Source organism: Actinomadura sp. 9N407 (genome assembly GCF_044326315.1).
Lineage (GTDB): Bacteria > Actinomycetota > Actinomycetes > Streptosporangiales > Streptosporangiaceae > Spirillospora.
Map to the genome: position 1 here is coordinate 1 of NZ_JBIRAW010000057.1, position 15,530 is coordinate 15,530.

The 15,530-nt window shown below is 71.7% G+C and carries 14 protein-coding genes; 10 read left to right on the top strand and 4 right to left on the bottom strand.

Annotation, left to right across the window (positions count from 1 at the left end; translation table 11 throughout):
• The first annotated feature begins 114 nt into the window (after positions 1-114).
• The 5 genes from tsaE to tsaD all read left to right on the top strand — a co-directional run bounded on the left by tsaE (position 115) and on the right by tsaD (position 4,344).
• Positions 115-600 carry a tRNA (adenosine(37)-N6)-threonylcarbamoyltransferase complex ATPase subunit type 1 TsaE gene (gene tsaE, locus ACH34Q_RS45730; RefSeq protein ID WP_395989537.1) on the top strand — a complete coding sequence of 162 codons (486 nt, stop codon included), beginning with the start codon at positions 115-117 and terminating at the stop codon, positions 598-600.
• A gap of 409 nt (positions 601-1,009) precedes the next feature.
• Positions 1,010-2,068 carry a hypothetical protein gene (locus tag ACH34Q_RS45735; protein ID WP_395989538.1) on the top strand — a complete coding sequence of 353 codons (1,059 nt, stop codon included), beginning with the start codon at positions 1,010-1,012 and terminating at the stop codon, positions 2,066-2,068.
• Positions 2,069-2,120: 52 nt separating this feature from the next.
• Complete coding sequence (gene tsaB / locus ACH34Q_RS45740; RefSeq protein ID WP_395989539.1) at positions 2,121-2,810, top strand: tRNA (adenosine(37)-N6)-threonylcarbamoyltransferase complex dimerization subunit type 1 TsaB; 690 nt, start codon at positions 2,121-2,123, stop codon at positions 2,808-2,810.
• Positions 2,811-2,833: 23 nt separating this feature from the next.
• Entirely contained in the window at positions 2,834-3,310 is a 477-nt protein-coding gene (gene rimI / locus ACH34Q_RS45745) for a ribosomal protein S18-alanine N-acetyltransferase (protein ID WP_395989568.1), read from the top strand.
• Positions 3,307-4,344 (top strand): tRNA (adenosine(37)-N6)-threonylcarbamoyltransferase complex transferase subunit TsaD, encoded by a 1,038-nt coding sequence (tsaD, locus tag ACH34Q_RS45750; RefSeq protein WP_395989540.1) that lies wholly within the window; start codon positions 3,307-3,309, stop codon positions 4,342-4,344. Before rimI ends, tsaD begins: the two co-directional genes overlap by 4 nt.
• A 48-nt stretch (positions 4,345-4,392) precedes the next feature.
• Here the strand turns inward: tsaD and ACH34Q_RS45755 are convergent, their stop codons facing one another.
• The 3 genes from ACH34Q_RS45755 to ACH34Q_RS45765 form a co-directional block, all read right to left on the bottom strand.
• Positions 4,393-5,340: a phosphotransferase family protein gene (locus tag ACH34Q_RS45755; RefSeq protein ID WP_395989541.1), complete on the bottom strand. Its 948-nt coding sequence runs from the start codon at positions 5,338-5,340 to the stop codon at positions 4,393-4,395.
• Between the two features lie 244 nt (positions 5,341-5,584).
• Entirely contained in the window at positions 5,585-7,159 is a 1,575-nt protein-coding gene (locus ACH34Q_RS45760) for a hypothetical protein (protein WP_395989542.1), read from the bottom strand.
• A 465-nt stretch (positions 7,160-7,624) separates the two neighbouring features.
• Positions 7,625-8,977 (bottom strand): SAM-dependent methyltransferase, encoded by a 1,353-nt coding sequence (locus tag ACH34Q_RS45765; protein WP_395989543.1) that lies wholly within the window; start codon positions 8,975-8,977, stop codon positions 7,625-7,627.
• 261 nt (positions 8,978-9,238) lie between these two features.
• Between ACH34Q_RS45765 and groES the strand changes: the two genes are divergently transcribed.
• The 4 genes from groES to ACH34Q_RS45785 all read left to right on the top strand — a co-directional run bounded on the left by groES (position 9,239) and on the right by ACH34Q_RS45785 (position 13,142).
• Positions 9,239-9,550 carry a co-chaperone GroES gene (gene groES, locus ACH34Q_RS45770; protein ID WP_395989569.1) on the top strand — a complete coding sequence of 104 codons (312 nt, stop codon included), beginning with the start codon at positions 9,239-9,241 and terminating at the stop codon, positions 9,548-9,550.
• A gap of 98 nt (positions 9,551-9,648) precedes the next feature.
• Positions 9,649-11,271 carry a chaperonin GroEL gene (groL, locus tag ACH34Q_RS45775; RefSeq protein ID WP_395989544.1) on the top strand — a complete coding sequence of 541 codons (1,623 nt, stop codon included), beginning with the start codon at positions 9,649-9,651 and terminating at the stop codon, positions 11,269-11,271.
• Positions 11,272-11,691: 420 nt separating this feature from the next.
• On the top strand, positions 11,692-12,264 hold the full coding sequence (locus ACH34Q_RS45780; protein WP_395989545.1) for a sigma-70 family RNA polymerase sigma factor: 573 nt from the start codon (positions 11,692-11,694) through the stop codon (positions 12,262-12,264).
• Positions 12,261-13,142, top strand: a complete 882-nt coding sequence (locus tag ACH34Q_RS45785) for a hypothetical protein (protein WP_395989546.1) — start codon at positions 12,261-12,263, stop codon at positions 13,140-13,142. Before ACH34Q_RS45780 ends, ACH34Q_RS45785 begins: the two co-directional genes overlap by 4 nt.
• Here the strand turns inward: ACH34Q_RS45785 and ACH34Q_RS45790 are convergent.
• A complete protein-coding gene (locus ACH34Q_RS45790; protein ID WP_395989547.1) occupies positions 13,139-13,528 on the bottom strand; it encodes a DUF5319 domain-containing protein in 390 nt (129 codons plus the stop codon). The genes ACH34Q_RS45785 and ACH34Q_RS45790 overlap by 4 nt on opposite strands.
• 295 nt (positions 13,529-13,823) lie before the next feature.
• On the opposite strand from ACH34Q_RS45790, the gene guaB reads away from it, so the two are divergent.
• A complete protein-coding gene (gene guaB / locus ACH34Q_RS45795; protein WP_395989548.1) occupies positions 13,824-15,317 on the top strand; it encodes an IMP dehydrogenase in 1,494 nt (497 codons plus the stop codon).
• Positions 15,318-15,530 lie beyond the last annotated feature (213 nt).

The window sequence follows — 15,530 nt, forward strand, 5'->3', positions numbered from 1 at the left end:
TGTTCGCCCTTCGGGAGCCGGCGTAAGGCGAACACGCCACGAGTCGACGAGGGTGGCGGGCGTCCGGATGTGGCCCGGTGGGCGGGCCTTTGAGGTGGGTCGAGGTGAACTGGGATGAGTGAGGAGTACAGCGTGAGCGTCGCCCTGGATGTGGCCACGGCCGAGGAGATGCGGCGGCTCGGCCTCCGGCTGGGAGGGCTGCTGAGAGCCGGTGATCTTCTGGTCCTGACCGGTGATCTGGGCGCGGGAAAGACGACGCTGACCCAAGGGATCGGCTCGGGACTGAACGTGCGGGGACCGATCACGTCGCCCACGTTCGTGATCGCGCGGGTGCATCCGGCGCTGGCCGGGGGTCCGGCACTGGTGCACGCCGACGCCTACCGGCTGGGCGGATTCGCGGAACTCGACGATCTCGATCTTGATGCCGAGACGCCCGAATCGGTCACCGTCGTGGAATGGGGCGAAGGGCTCGCCGAAGGCCTGGCCGACGCCCGGCTGGAAGTGATCATTTCGCGCGGGCACGGCCCCGGCGAGACCAGGAAAGTAAAGATCAACGGGGTCGGGGAGCGCTGGGCCGGTCTGGCCACTGAACTCAGCTGATCCGAAAAACTCTCGTGTTTTTACCGGGGCGCGAGTGGGTCACTTTACGGTCAGATGTCATACTCTTTGCCGGAACGAACCTCACCTTCACGACATATCAGCTTTCCCTCGGGAGTGGGTTCCGGTGAGTGGTAATCAGCGCAGTGGGAGTCATCGCGCCGACGGATACGACCCCTCGAACGGGGGCTCGGCCGGTGGTGGTTACCGTGCGGACGGCGGCGGTTACGGTAACGCACCGAGTGGTGGCGGAGAGTATGACCCCCGCAGTGGCGAGTACCGCACGGTCAGCGGCGGCTACCCCCTGCCCGGCCGGACGCCTGCCGCCCCCGGCGCTCCTGGTGGCGCGGCTCCCGGATCCGGGGGCGCCCCCAGTGGCGACTACGGCCTGCCCCCCACCGGCCAGTACGGCGTGGACAGCAGCTACGCCCAAAGCGGCGAGTACGGCACCCCGAGCGGCGAGTACGGGACACCCAGTGGTGAGTACGGGACACCTAGTGGTGAGTACGGCTCGCGCAGTGGTGAATATGGCGCCCGTAGTGGCGAGTACGGCTCGCAGGGCGGCCAGTACGGCTCGTCCAGCGGCCAGTACGGAGCCCGCAGTGGCGAGTACGGAGCCCGCAGTGGTGAGTACGGCAGCCGCAGTGGCGAGTACGGCTCGCGCGGCGGTGAGTACGGCTCGCAGAGCGGCCAGTACGGGCGCGGCTCGCAGCCGCCCCCTCGCCGCTCTTCCGGGAGCGGCGGTTACCGGACCGGGACCGGCAGCCACCGGGTCGTCCGCGAGCGCAAGCCGGCCCGGCGGTTCACCCTCGTCCTTGCAGGCGTGGTGGCCGGGGTCGCCGCCTGCGTGCTGGCCGCGTTCGCGATCCTGAACGGTGTCGGCGCGGGCGGCGAGAAGGGCTCGGGCCAGATCGTGGGCAGCGGCGCTACCGGAAGCTCGCCGACATCCACGGCGGAGCGCTCCATCGTGCCGGACTCCTGTGAGCTGCTCTCCAAGGAGGTCGCAGGCAAGCTGGCGCCCAAGGCCGACCGTACGCAGGCCGACAACTACCAGAGCAGCGACCGGCAGAACCAGTGCGTGTGGGGCGTCTACACCGGTGACCAGAAGCGCCAGCTGACCGTCGAGCTGCGGGCGATCGAGGGCGCGCAGAGCCAGACGCCCACCGACGCCGCCAAGGCCCGGTTCGGGTCCGAACGCAAGGCGGACGAGTCGGGCCAGGCGCTGCTCGCCGGGCAGGAGCTGACCGACAAGACCTCGCTCGAGGGTGTCGGGGACGAGGGCTACGTGGTCTACAGCGTGGACGACGGCCAGGGCTCGGGCGAGGCGATCGCCAACGTCCGCGCGGTGAACGTCCTGATCACCATCCACTACTCGGGCGGCGACGACGGCGACCCGCTGGCCTCCTCCGCCGCCATGGACGGGGCGACCGAGGCGGCCAGGAGCGTGCTGGAGGGCCTGAGCGCGGGCTGATCCGGCCCGCCGCCGGGCCGGACCCCCTGCTCCTGCAGTACGCTTTCAATCCGTGCTGGTCTTGGCTTTTGACACCGCGACGGCCGCGGTCACCGTGGCGCTGTACGACTGGTCCCCTGGCGAGGGGGTGCGCCGCCGTGGCATCGCCGAGAACGTCGACCGGCGCAGGCATACCGAGCTGCTCGCGCCCTCCATCGCCCGCGTGATGGCCGAGGCGGGCGCGGCTCCCGGCGAGCTGAGCGCGATCGCCGTCGGCGTCGGGCCCGGCCCGTACACCGGCCTGCGCGTCGGGCTGGTCACCGCGCGGGCCATGGGGGAGGCGCTCCGGGTGCCGGTGCACGGCGTGTGCACGCTGGACGTGATCGCCTGGGCCTCGGGCCGCGACGCCCCGTTCGCCGTGGCGACCGACGCGCGCCGCAAGGAGGTCTACTGGGCCCGGTACGAGTCGGCCGCCGTACGGTCCTCAGGCCCCGCCGTGGGCCCGCCCGCGGACGTGCTGGCCGGCGTCCCCGAGGGCACGCTGCCGGTCATCGGCGAAGGCGCGGCCCTCTACCCGGACGTTCTGGGCGGTTCCGGGCAGGATCCCACGCCCCTGCTGCCCACGGCCGCGGCGCTGGCCCAGCTGGCGGTGGCGCGGCTGTCCGGCGGGTCCGGGCCTGAGCTGCTGCCGCCGGAGCCGCTCTACATGCGCCGTCCCGACGCCAAGGAGCCCGGCCCGCGCAAGAAGGTGACCCCCCGGTGAGCGGCGCCGTGACCGTACGGCCGATGGGCGACGCCGATCTGGCCGCCGTGCTGATGCTGGAGGAGGCGCTCTTCCCCGAGGACTCCTGGTCCGAGGAGATGCTGCGCGCCGAGCTGGCCGATCAGCCCCGTACCCGCCACTACGTCGTGGCCGAGGAGGCCGGCGGCGGGCTCGTCGGCTATGCCGGGCTGGCGGCCGCCGGCGGCCAGGCCGACGTGCAGACCATCGGCGTGCTGCCGGACCGGCAGGGCGCCGGCATCGGCGCGGCCCTGCTCACCGAGCTGCTGGACGAGGCGGCGCGACGGGCCAGCGAGGCCGTCTTCCTGGAGGTACGCGCCGACAACGACCGGGCCCGGCTGCTGTACGAACGGTTCGGCTTCCAGCGGGTCGGCCTCCGCAAGCGCTACTACCAGCCGTCCGGTATCGACGCGATCGTGATGCGCCGGATGCTCGCCACCACCCGTCCCATCGGTTTCTCGCAGGAGGACCAGTCACCGTGATCCGAGACTCAGAGCCGCTCGTCCTGGGGATCGAGACCTCCTGCGACGAGACGGGCGTGGGCGTCGTCCAGGGGCACACCCTGCTGGCCGACGCGATCGCCTCCAGCGTGGAGCAGCACGCGCGGTTCGGCGGCGTCGTGCCGGAGGTGGCCTCGCGGGCGCACCTGGAGGCGATGGCGCCGACCGTCGAACGGGCGCTGGCCGACGCCGGGATCACGTTCGACGACGTCGACGCGTTCGCCGTCACCGCGGGCCCCGGGCTGCCCGGTGCGCTGATGGTCGGGGTGGCCGCCGCCAAGGCGTACGCGCTGGCCCTGGGCAAGCCGCTGTACGGGGTCAACCACCTGGCCGCGCACGTGGCCGTCGACCAGCTCGAACACGGCGCGCTGCCCAAGCCGTGCGTGGCGCTGCTGGTGTCGGGCGGGCACTCCTCGATCCTGCTGGTCCCCGACATCGCCAGCGACGTGCGGTCGCTGGGCGCGACCGTGGACGACGCGGCGGGCGAGGCGTTCGACAAGGTCGCCCGGGTACTCGACCTGGGCTTTCCCGGCGGCCCCGTGATCGACCGGATGGCCCGCGACGGTGATCCGGCGGCGATCGGCTTCCCGCGCGGCAAGTACAACGACGGCAGCTACGACTTCTCGTTCTCCGGGCTCAAGACCGCCGTGGCGCGCTGGGTGGAGGCCAAGGAACGGGCCGGTGAGCCCGTGCCCGTGGCCGACGTGTCCGCCTCCTTCCAGGAGGCCGTGGTGGACGTGCTCACCCACAAGGCCCTGAAGGTCTGCAAGGACAACGGGGTGAAGGACCTGCTGATCGGCGGCGGTGTGGCGGCCAACTCCCGGCTGCGGATCCTCGCCCAGGAACGCTGCGACGCCGCCGGCGTACGGCTGCGGGTGCCGAGGCCGAAGCTGTGCACCGACAATGGCGCGATGGTGGCCGCGCTCGGCTCCGAGCTCGTGGCCAGCGGGCTGGCGCCGTCCGAGCTTGACCTGCCCGCCGACTCCAGCCTTCCGATCGGCACGATCAGGCTCTGACCGCCCGGCGCGCCGGAGCCGCCCGCGCGGCGCCGGCGCGGCCCGGGATCAGGCGGACACCTCGGCCAGCAGACCGGCGAGGTAGTCCTCGACCAGCGGCATCTTCGCCTCGTCGATGATCCGGCCGTCGTCCTCGGGCAGCAGGTCGAGCAGGCAGCGCACGTCCCAGTACGGGTGGTGCCGGTAGCCGCCCGACACCTGGTCGAACGCGGTCACGAACCGTTCGGCCGCCGGCGGGCCGTACCGCAGCGCGAGGTTGAGCCGCATGTGCGCGATGTCGATCGCGATCGGCCCGTACGAGGCGTCCGACCAGTCGACGATGCCCGTCAGCCTGCCGTACGACCACAGGGTGTTGTCGGGGTGGTAATCGCGGTGGATGAAGCGGTAGGGGGCCTCGGGCGAGGGCCCGGCCGCGAACTCGAAGGCCCGCTCCCACAGCCGCGGGCGAAGCGCGTGCCGGGGAGCCTGCCGCTGGTCGAGCCGGTTGTACGGGACGTACGGCGGCATCGTCGAGGCGCCGCCCCGGGTGTGCACGGCCAACAGCGCGGCGGCCAGCTGGATGAGGTATTCGGGCAGGTCGTCGGGTGCGGGCCGGGGCGGATGCCCGACCAGCCGGCTGATCAGCAGCGCGGGCGCGTCGCAGTAGGCGCCGGCCGGGTCGGCGGCGACCAGCGACGGCGTCGGGACCTCGCAGCCCGCCAGCAGCGTCAGTGCCGCGATCTCGCGCTCCGGGGAGAACTCGGAGTCGGCGTATCGCGCCGCGGGGCGTCCCGGCTCGCGCGGCGTCCAGCGGCGCAGCACCAGCCGGTGCGCGCTGCCCGAGCGGCTCTCGACCAGCAGTGCGTGGTTGGCGTGCGCAGCGCCGCCCGCCAGGGGACGGACCATCCGCACCTCGGCGCCCTGGCCGAGGCACTCGGCCACCCAGCGCAGGGTGGTGCGGCTGGGCGGGGCACCGGTGGGTGCACAGGGAGCCGATGCGTGGGTCACGAGATCCATGAAAACGGATTCCGATGGGTATTGGCAGTGATTTTGCGAAGACGGAACGTAACAAAGTGCACGTCATCGACATGGCTTTGGATCATGGCTTCGGGCGCTTCCCCGGATTGCCGGACAAACCGCCGGACTAGGAATCGGTGGATGGACGGCACCCGGGACGCTCCCGCACAAGCCCGCGAGAGCGCCCCGCAATGCCACTCAGTCTTGTCTCTCTGAGGGGCGACCCCTCAGACTCCCCACTCGCTCAATCTTTGCCGTCGCGGCGCGGCCGCAGCAGCGCCTCGGCAAGCGCGAGCATGGTCTCCTCCAGCGTGGACAGCCGCTTGAGCACGTCCTCGTGGACGGAGGTCACCTGGCGGGTGACCTGGTCGTGGACCGAGTCGACCTTCTTGCCGACCTCCAGTTGCACGACCTCGAACCGCTTGCCCACCTCCGCCTGTACGGCATCGGCGCGCCGGCCCACCTCGTCCTGCATGCCGTCCACCCGCCTGGCCACCTCCTCCTGGACACCGCCGACCCGCCGCTTGACGTCGTCCTGGAGGCCGCCGACCTGCTTGGCCACGCCCGTGTGGACGTCGTCGATCCGCTTGCTGACGTCGTCGTGGACGCTGTCGACCTGCTTGGTCACCTCGTTGTGCACGGCCTCCACCTGCTTGGTGACGTCGTTGTGCACCGACTCGACGCGCCGGGAGACGATGTCGACCTGGGTGGTGAACTCCTCCAGTGCCCCGTCGACCTTCCTGGTGGTCTCCTCGTGGATGCCCTCGATCCGCTTGCGCGCGTTCTCGTGGACGTCCTCGAAACGGCGGGAGAACTCGTCCATCCGCCGGGACACGTCGCTGTAGGCGGTCCGGGCGAGCTGCGACATCGTCGCCTCGACCTCGTCCCGGTCGGGGCGGGCCCGCAGCTCGTCGATCAGCGGGTCCACCGCGTCGGCCAGCCGCTTCTCCAGCGCGTCGAAGCGGTGCCCCTGGTCGATCACCGGCCGGTGCACCAGCTCGGTCATCATCTTGTGCAGCTCGCCGATCTCCAGCGTGGCCGGCAGCCGGCCGATCCGGTCGTCGACGGCCACCAGCCGGCCGTCCAGCCCGGTCAGCTTGCCCGACAGGCCCTCCAGCCGGCCGTCCAGCCCGTCCAGCCGGCCGCCGACGCCCTCGACCCGCCCGTTGACGGCCTCCAGGCCCTGCTCCATCCGCTCGGCCGTCTCGCCGAGCGACTGGTCGACCCGGGTCGTGACGCTGCTGATCGAGTGATCGAGCCGCTCGGCCCGGTGCCCCAGCTCGGCCAGCGACTTGTCCAGCCGGTTGAACCGGACCGAGGACGCCTCCATGCTGCCCTGGAGCCTGTCCAGCCGCTTGGACATGTCCTCCATGCGCTGCGACGCCTGCCGGGTGGCGTCGGTGATGTGGTCCGCGGAGTCGAGCATGGACTGGATCCGGGTGAGCGTCTCGTCGACGTTCTCGGCCACCACGCCGACGTCGGCCCACAGCGCCGGCAGCTCGGCGACGGGTTTGACCCGCTCGCCCACCGCCTCGATGTGCTCGGCCAGCCCCTCCGCCCATTCGGGGGGTTTGCCGAACAGCTCGTCGACCTGGCCCCGCACCACGTCGATCTGCCCGGTGAGGCCGTTCAGCTCCCGCTCCCGCACCTCGCGGAGCAGCCACTCCATACCTTCCAGCCGCTGGCGTATCTCATCCAGGACCTGACCCTGTGAGCGCTGTTCGTAGACGTGGTCCTGCGCCGCACGGGCGAGCAACTCCCGCATCCGATCCGAGACCGGCTGACCCCCTGTCTGCAGGAAGTTGTGATTCGTTTCCACCCGATGCTCCCTCTTGTGCCGTCGCGCTCGAAAATGCGGGCGGCAATGAAATCGTGAAGTCGCTCACTGTAGTGCGTGCGCGGCCCATGGATAACGGGGAACACGGGGCGGTCCGAGTCGTCGTGTGGACGCTCGATATCCGGCTGCGGGAAAAGGCGGGACGTTCGGGCGGAGCGCGACATTCTCCCGATGCGCGATGAATCGGATGAACTCCGCAGTCGCCGCGAGCGGCGCCGGCACTCGCCACGCCTTGGCGGGCCTGGAGAATCCGTACAGGCGCCGGTACGCCCGCCGAACCGTTCCGGAGAGGGGAAGCGCCCCGCCACCGGCCCGCCGCCGCTGCCATTCCGGCCGCATCACGCGTTTCTCGGACGAGTTGTTTCCGCCGCCGAACTCGCTACCGGAAAGTGCGCAGTATTTGCTCAGCCGTGGCATGGCGCCCGAACGCTCTTGGCGTTCTCGTTCCTAAGAAGATCTTCGGTGCGGAAATGGCGCCGCCGGGGGCGCCGGGCGCGTCAGCAGCGCGACCGGGTCGTCGCCCACCCGGGTCAGCACCACCGTCAGTTCCGCGTCGCCGCCGGGTCCCCGCCGGCCGAACCCGAGGTCGCGGCGCAGCCGGTCGATGTCGACCGCCGAGCCGCGCTTCTTGATCGTGAGCACCCCGACATCGCGCCGCCGCAGCTCGGCGCGCAGCCGCTTCAGCGAGAACGGCAGCACGTCGTCGATCTCGTACGCGGCGGCGAACGGCGTCCGCACCAGCGTGTCCGAGGTGATGTAGGCGATCCGCGGGTCCACCAGCCGCCCGCCGACCCCGGCCGCGACCTCGGCGACCAGATGCGCGCGGATCACCGCGCCGTCCGGCTCGTACAGGAAACGCCCCCAGCCGCCGACGGGTGGATCGCCCAGCCCCGGCTCCGGCGTCAGCGTCACGATCCCTTCCGCCTCGCGGTCCCCGCCAGGGTCGTCGCCACGGTCCAAGCCGGCCGGGATGAGGGTCGCCCTGCGTCGGACGTCCCCCGCCAGCCCGCCGATCCAGAGCGCGGCCTCCTTGACGTCCCCGCCGACCGAGATCCACTCGGCCTCCGTCCCGGCGCCGCCCTCGCCCGCACCACGCCCTCCGACGCTCCCGATCGCACCGCTCCCGCCCGCATCGCCCTCGGGCCAGATCGCCTCGTACGGGATCCCCGGCGCGACCTTGACGCAGCCGGCCGGGACGCGCCCGGCCAGGTCCAGGATCGTGTCCAGCGGCGGCTCGTACGAGCGGGGGTCGAAGACGCGGCCGCGGGTCGTGCGGCGCCCCGGATCGGCGAAGACGGCCGCGTACCCGGCCGGATCCTCGGCGGTCGCGTCGCCCGCCCGTACCGAGGCCAGATCGTCCAGCCCGAGCGCCGCCAGGTTGGCGCGGGCGACCTCGGCGGTCAGCGGGTCCAGCTCGACGCCCTCGCCGGTACGGCCCGCCCGCGCCCGCGCGATCAGGTCGGCGCCGATCCCGCAGCCGAGTTCGAGAACCCGATCTCCGGGTACGAGGTATCCGGCGAAGCGGCGGGCACGGTGCGCGGCGACGCTCGCCCGGGTGGACTGCTCCAGCCCGGCCCGGGTGAAGTACATCGCACCGGCGTCCGGACCGAACTTGGCTCGGGCCCGTTCGCGCAGCCGTACCTGGGTGAGCGCCGCCGACACCAGCTCGGCGGGGTGGCGCTCGCGCAGCCGGGACGCGGTCGCCAGGAGGCCGCTCTCGGTCACGTCGGAGCCGGTGGCCGCGGCGAGTACGGCCTGGCCGTCCGGCGTAAGCAGTCCGCGGAACCCCTGGATGTCCATAGGCTGGACGTTAGCGCCGGAGCGGGGATGCGGCCGTCCCGCCGGTCACGGCGCCGGGGACCCGCCCGGGCAGGCCGTGTTCATGTTGACGGGTCACCGGTCTCGGAATAGTCTCCAGACTGGCACTCTCACACTGAGAGTGCCAGCAGCGACAAGGTCGGTCTGGCACCCGCGACGGCAGGCCGGTCCAGGGTCGCCTCTTCTGCCACATTGCCGGCCGGTCGACATGGCCGGCCGAGGACCAATCGAAGGGGAGGTCAGATCGTGACGACCGCCACCAAGGTTGTTCTCAAGCCGCTCGAGGACCGCATCGTCGTCCAGCCGCTTGAGGCCGAGACCACCACCGCGTCGGGTCTTGTCATTCCCGACACGGCCAAGGAGAAGCCCCAGGAGGGGACCGTCCTGGCCGTAGGCCCGGGTCGTATCGACGACAAGGGCGGGCGTGTACCGCTCGACGTGAGCGTCGGCGACGTTGTGCTCTACAGCAAGTACGGCGGCACCGAGGTCAAGTACAACAACGAGGAGTACCTCGTGCTCTCGGCCCGCGACGTCCTCGCGGTCATCGAGAAGTAATTCACCGAGAAGTGACGCACCGCCCCGGACCGGCCCGAAATCAGGGGCGGCCGGGGCGTACTGCGTACCGCTAGCCGTACAGGACTGGAGATTTCCGCATGGCGAAGATCCTGGAGTTCGAGGAGGACGCCCGCCGGGCTCTTGAGCGCGGCGTGAACGCTCTCGCGGACGCCGTGAAGGTGACGATCGGCCCGCGCGGCCGCAACGTCGTCATCGACAAGAAGTTCGGCGCGCCGACGATCACCAACGACGGCGTCACCATCGCCCGCGAGGTGGAGCTGGAGGACCCCTACGAGAACCTGGGGGCCCAGCTCGCCAAGGAAGTGGCGACCAAGACCAACGACATCGCCGGTGACGGGACCACCACCGCCACCGTGCTGGCCCAGGCGATGGTCCGTGAGGGCATCCGCAACGTGGCCGCCGGCGCGTCGCCGATGGCCCTCAAGCGGGGCATCGACACGGCCGCGCAGTACGTGTCCGACCAGCTGCTGAAGTCGGCCCGCGAGGTCGACGCCAAGGGTGACATCGCGCACGTCGCGACGATCTCGGCGCAGGACGGCCAGATCGGCGACCTGATCGCCGAGGCGTTCGACAAGGTCGGCAAGGACGGTGTCATCACCGTCGAGGAGGCCCACACCTTCGGCCTGGAGCTGGAGTTCACCGAGGGCCTGCAGTTCGACAAGGGCTACCTGTCGCCGCACATGGTCACCGACCCCGAGCGCATGGAGGCCGTCCTGGAGGACGGCTACGTGCTGATCGTGGACGGCAAGATCTCCAACGTGCAGGAGTTCCTGCCGCTGGCCGAGAAGGTCGCCCAGACCAAGAAGCCGCTGCTGGTGGTGGCCGAGGACGTCGAGGGCGAGGCGCTGGCGCTGCTGGTGGCCAACAAGATCCGCGGCACCTTCCTGTCGGTCGCGGTCAAGGCCCCGGGCTTCGGCGACCGCCGCAAGGCGATGCTGGGCGACATGGCCACCCTGACCGGTGCGCAGGTCGTCAGCGAGGCCATCGGCCTCAAGCTCGACAGCATCGGCATCGAGGACCTGGGCCAGGCGCGCCGGATCACCGTCACCAAGGACGCGACGACGATCGTCGACGGTGAGGGCTCGCAGGACGACATCCAGGGCCGGGTCAACCAGATCAAGGTCGAGATCGAGAACAGCGACTCCGACTGGGACCGCGAGAAGCTGCAGGAGCGGCTGGCCAAGCTGGCCGGCGGCGTCTGCGTGCTGCGCGTCGGCGCGGCCACCGAGGTCGAGCTGAAGGAGAAGAAGCACCGCCTGGAGGACGCCATCTCGGCGACCCGCGCGGCGATCGAGGAGGGCATCGTGTCCGGCGGCGGCAGCGCCCTGGTGCACGTGGGCAAGGAGGGCTTCGACGCCCTCGGCCTGTCCGGCGACGAGGCCACCGGCGCGGAGGCGGTCCGCCGCGCGCTGGTCGAGCCGCTGCGCTGGATCTCCGAGAACGCCGGCCAGGAGGGCTACGTCGTCGTCTCCAAGGTGCAGGAGTTGAAGGCCGGCCACGGCTACAACGCCGCCACCGGCGAGTACGGCGACCTGATCGCCCAGGGCGTCATCGACCCGGTGAAGGTGACCCGTTCCGCGGTCACCAACGCCGCGTCGATCGCGGGCATGCTGCTGTCCACCGAGGCTCTCGTCGTCGAGAAGCCCGAGGAGGACGAGGAGCCCGCGGGCGGCGGTCACGGTCACGGCCACGGCCACTGACGTACCGTTCGAGCCCGTCCGGCACTGACCGGCGCTGAGGCACCGGCCGGCTCCGGCCGTACGCGAAGGGGAGATCCCTGCCAGACATGGCGGGGATCTCCCTATTTGCGCTATAAGTCGCGAATCTTGCGATTCGTCGTCTCATAGGTGGTTTATAGCTGAATGAGGCGTAACGGGGGACCGTGCCGCCACCCTGCGCGATCATCCGAGCGCACCGGGTGCGTTTCGGGTACCGTTCCCCGCACTGTGACCATTCCGTTGCCGAACACAGTGGAGACAGGCCCGAGCCCGCTGGGCATCATGCTCTACGTGACCGAGGGATGCTTCGCCGGGACCACGACCGCGCGCGCCGGAGAACCCTCGGAGGGGGCGACCCCTCCACCACCCCGCGATGCCGGCCGCGGGGGCCGGGCGCCGCGCATGGCGAGCACCGACGACGGGGACCTCAAAGAGCTGACGAAGCTGGCCGTCCAGGGCGATCCCGGGGCCATCGAGGTACTGATCGGGCAGATCCGGCCGATGGTCGTGCGCTACTGCCGCGCCCGGCTGGGCCGGGTGTCGGGGCAGTACCACATCGCCGACGACGTGGCTCAGGAGGTCTGCATCGCGGTGCTGTCGGCGCTGCCGCGCTACCGCGACATGGGACGGCCGTTCGCCTCGTTCGTCTTCGGCATCGCCGCGCACAAGATCGCCGACGCGCTGCGCAGCGCGGTCCGGGCGGCCGTGCCGACCGAGGACCTGCCGGACGGGCCCGACGACCGGCCCGGGCCGGAGGAGACCGTGGTGCGCTACATCGAGGCCCAGCGCGCCCGCGACCTGCTGACCCGGCTGCCGGAGAACCAGCGCGAGCTGGTGCTGCTCCGCGTCGTGGCCGGGCTGTCGGCCGAGGAGACCGGTAACGTGCTGGGCATGACCGCAGGAGCGGTACGGGTCGCGCAGCACCGCGCGCTGACCCGGCTCCGCGCGATGGCCAGAGAGGAGTCGATCGCTTGACGGAACGGAGCCAGGGCGCCCCGGATCCGGCAGCGGTATCGACCACGGGGTCCTCCACCCCGGATCCCCTCACCCCGGAGCCCTTCCCCACGGATTCCCGCAGTACGGATCCCCGCAGTACGGATTCCCGCACCGCGGGCGCCGTCGTCGCCTTTCCCGCCCTCGCGGCCGACCTGGGCGCGGCCCGCCGTACCGACGCCCTCATCGACGCGCTGGCCGCACGGCGCGCGGCGGGTTCCGACGACCCGGCGGTCCGGATGCTGCGGGCGCTCATCAGGGACGTGGACGAACTCGTCCCGGTCCGGCACGGGCCCGCCGCCGGCCAGGACGCCGTGCCGGACGACCCGGTCGAGGACGACCGTCCCCTGTCGCCGGTCGGCCCCCGCCGCCGCGGCCCCCGGACGATCGTGGCCCTCGGCGTGGCCGGCGCCGTGCTGGCCGGTACGGGCGTCGCGGCCGCCGGCGGCATGACGGGGCAGCCCGCTCCGTCCCAGGCCATGGGCCCGGTCGAGGAGGGGCACAGCGGCGCCCCGGACACCACCGACTCCAGCAAGGCGGTCCTGCCCTTCGCCCTGGCTCCCGTACGGGCGGTGCCCTCCGGCCTGCAACGCACCGAGCCGGGGGAGACCGGGAAGGACTCGAAGCAGGCCTCGCGTGTGAAGCACCGCATCGCCGGGCTTCCGGAGAGCACACCGCGCCCGCGCAGGGCCGCCACCGAGAGCCGGGCCGTACGCCCGCAGACCGAGGACTTCACCCGGATGCAGCGCCGCCTGGAGGAACTCGGCAGGCGCGTCCAGGAGCGCACCCGCCTGCCCGCCGACCTGGGCGACCGTGACCGCGACTGTGACCGGGACGACCGAGACGGTCCGGGCCGCTAGGGCTCGTCGCGTCCCTCTTCGCTGTCGATCACGCCGTCGACGTAGCCCCGGGCGTACTCCCAGCTCACGTAGTCGACCGGATCGGGCGCCAGCGCGGGCTCGTGGACGCGGGGCAGGCCCTGGTCGAGCAGGTGGCGCAGGTTGCCGTGCAGGAGGTCCCAGTCGATGTAGTGCATCTTGCCGCAGTCACCGCAGTCGACGGTGAGCCCGCGCACGCCGAGCGGCTCCAGCAGGGCCCGGAAGACCTCGAGGTCGGCGAGATCGGCCAGCACGTCCTCCCGCTCGGTCACGCTGAGCGGGGCGACGTCCTCGCCCGGGTCGCCGAGCGAGGCCGCCGGGTCCTCCGGGTCGCCGGCGAACGGGTCGAGCGGAGCGTCGTCGTGCACACCCCCACGCTACTGCCACGCCCCCCGCTGGGTGCACCCCCCAAGCCGCATCCGCCCCGCCTGGGCCGGGTACGGCGGCCCCCGCGTTCGGGCGCGCCAGGCCGATCCGGGCGGGCCTGCCGGGGCGATGTCGGAAATGTCCGGGAATGTGCGGATGGGTCAGTGCGTTGCGGGTGTCACCAAGACCACTCGCCCCCGAGCGGGAAGTGCCGTCCCACCGCCAGGCCAGGTCCTACCATGGAACGAGGCCGTCGTGACCTGGCCGTACACCCAGACGCCCCAGGGGAAGGTAGTCATGAATCCCGCCGCCGAGCCCGCCATCATCCCGCAGGGCCTGACCTTCGACGACGTGCTGCTGCTGCCCGGCTACTCCGACCTGCAGCCCGGCGAGGCCGACACCACGACCCGGCTGACCCGCGACGTCGACCTGCGCATCCCGCTGCTGTCGGCGGCCATGGACACCGTCACCGAATCCCGTACGGCCGTCGCGATGGCCCGCCAGGGCGGGATCGGCGTGCTGCACCGCAACATGCCCGTCGAGGAGCAGGCGGCCGAGGCCGACCGGGTCAAGCGGTCCGAGGCCGGCATGATCACCAACCCGGTGACCTGCCTGCCGGACGCGACGCTGTCCGACGTCGAGGTGCTCTGCGCCCGCTACCGGATCTCCGGCGTCCCGGTCACCGACGTGCGCGGCGTGCTGGTCGGCATCGTCACCAACCGCGACATCCGGTTCGAGACCGACCTGTCCCGCCCGGTGCGCGAGGTCATGACCCCGATGCCGCTGATCACCGCGCCGGTGGACGTCTCTCGCGCGGACGCGTTCGCGCTGCTGGCCGGCAACAAGATCGAGAAGCTGCCGCTGGTGGACGCAGACGGCCGGCTGCGCGGGCTGATCACGGTCAAGGACTTCACCAAGAGCGAGCAGTACCCCTCCTCCACCAAGGACGCCGACGGCCGGCTGCTGGTCGCCGCCGCCGTGGGCGTGGGCGAGGACGCGATCGAGCGGGCCAAGGCGCTGATCGAGGCGGGCACCGACGTGATCATCGTCGACACCGCGCACGGCCACTCCAAGGGCGTCGCCGACACGATCGCCGTGATCAAGGCCAACGCGCCGGTCCAGGTCGTCGGCGGCAACATCGCCACCTACGCCGGCGCCAAGGCGCTGGCCGAGGCCGGCGCGGACGCCGTCAAGGTCGGCGTCGGCCCCGGCTCCATCTGCACCACCCGCGTGGTCGCGGGCGTCGGCGTCCCGCAGATCACCGCGATCTCCGAGGCCGCCCGCGCCGCCCGCGAGGCGGGTATCCCGGTGATCGGCGACGGCGGCGTCCAGTACTCCGGCGACATCGCCAAGGCCCTCGTGGCCGGCGCCGACACCGTGATGCTGGGCAGCCTGCTGGCCGGCATCGAGGAGTCGCCCGGCGAGCTGATCTTCGTGCACGGCAAGCAGTACAAGTCGTACCGCGGCATGGGCTCCCTCGGCGCCATGCGCAACCGCGAGCGCGGCGGCTCGTACTCCAAGGACCGCTACGCCCAGGCCGACGTGTCGTCCGAGGAGAAGCTGATCCCCGAGGGCGTCGAGGGCCAGGTGCCCTACCGCGGCCCGCTGGCCAACGTCGCCCACCAGCTCATCGGCGGCCTGCACCAGTCGATGTGGTACGCGGGCACCCGGACGATCCCCGAGCTCCAGGAGCGCGGCCAGCTGATGCGGATCACCACGGCCGGCCTCAAGGAGAGCCACCCCCACGACATCCAGATGACCGTAGAAGCCCCCAACTACCAGGGCCGCTGAGGCGGTGTTTTCTTAGTCCCGGCCGTGTCTTAAAGTCCCGGCCCACGGTGCTCGCCTGGCGGCTCGCACCGTGACCGTGCCTGTGCGAGCGCGGCATCGCTTCGCGATCTGGCCGGTGAGGCTCGCCTTCGGCTTCGCCGCACCGGCCAGGTAACGCGCTCGCGCGGTGGCTGAGGCAGGCCCAGGCAGCGGCGGCGATCAGGTCCCACCGGC

Excerpts from the sequence above, each read along its gene's own strand:
- tsaE (WP_395989537.1), top strand. The coding sequence starts at position 115 with ATGAGTGAGGAGTACAGCGTGAGCGTCGCCCTGGATGTGGCCACGGCC.
- rimI (WP_395989568.1), top strand. The coding sequence starts at position 2,834 with ATGGGCGACGCCGATCTGGCCGCCGTGCTGATGCTGGAGGAGGCGCTC.
- ACH34Q_RS45755 (WP_395989541.1), bottom strand. The coding sequence starts at position 5,340 with ATGGATCTCGTGACCCACGCATCGGCTCCCTGTGCACCCACCGGTGCC.
- ACH34Q_RS45765 (WP_395989543.1), bottom strand. The coding sequence starts at position 8,977 with ATGGACATCCAGGGGTTCCGCGGACTGCTTACGCCGGACGGCCAGGCC.
- groL (WP_395989544.1), top strand. The coding sequence starts at position 9,649 with ATGGCGAAGATCCTGGAGTTCGAGGAGGACGCCCGCCGGGCTCTTGAG.
- ACH34Q_RS45780 (WP_395989545.1), top strand. The coding sequence starts at position 11,692 with ATGGCGAGCACCGACGACGGGGACCTCAAAGAGCTGACGAAGCTGGCC.
- guaB (WP_395989548.1), top strand. The coding sequence starts at position 13,824 with ATGAATCCCGCCGCCGAGCCCGCCATCATCCCGCAGGGCCTGACCTTC.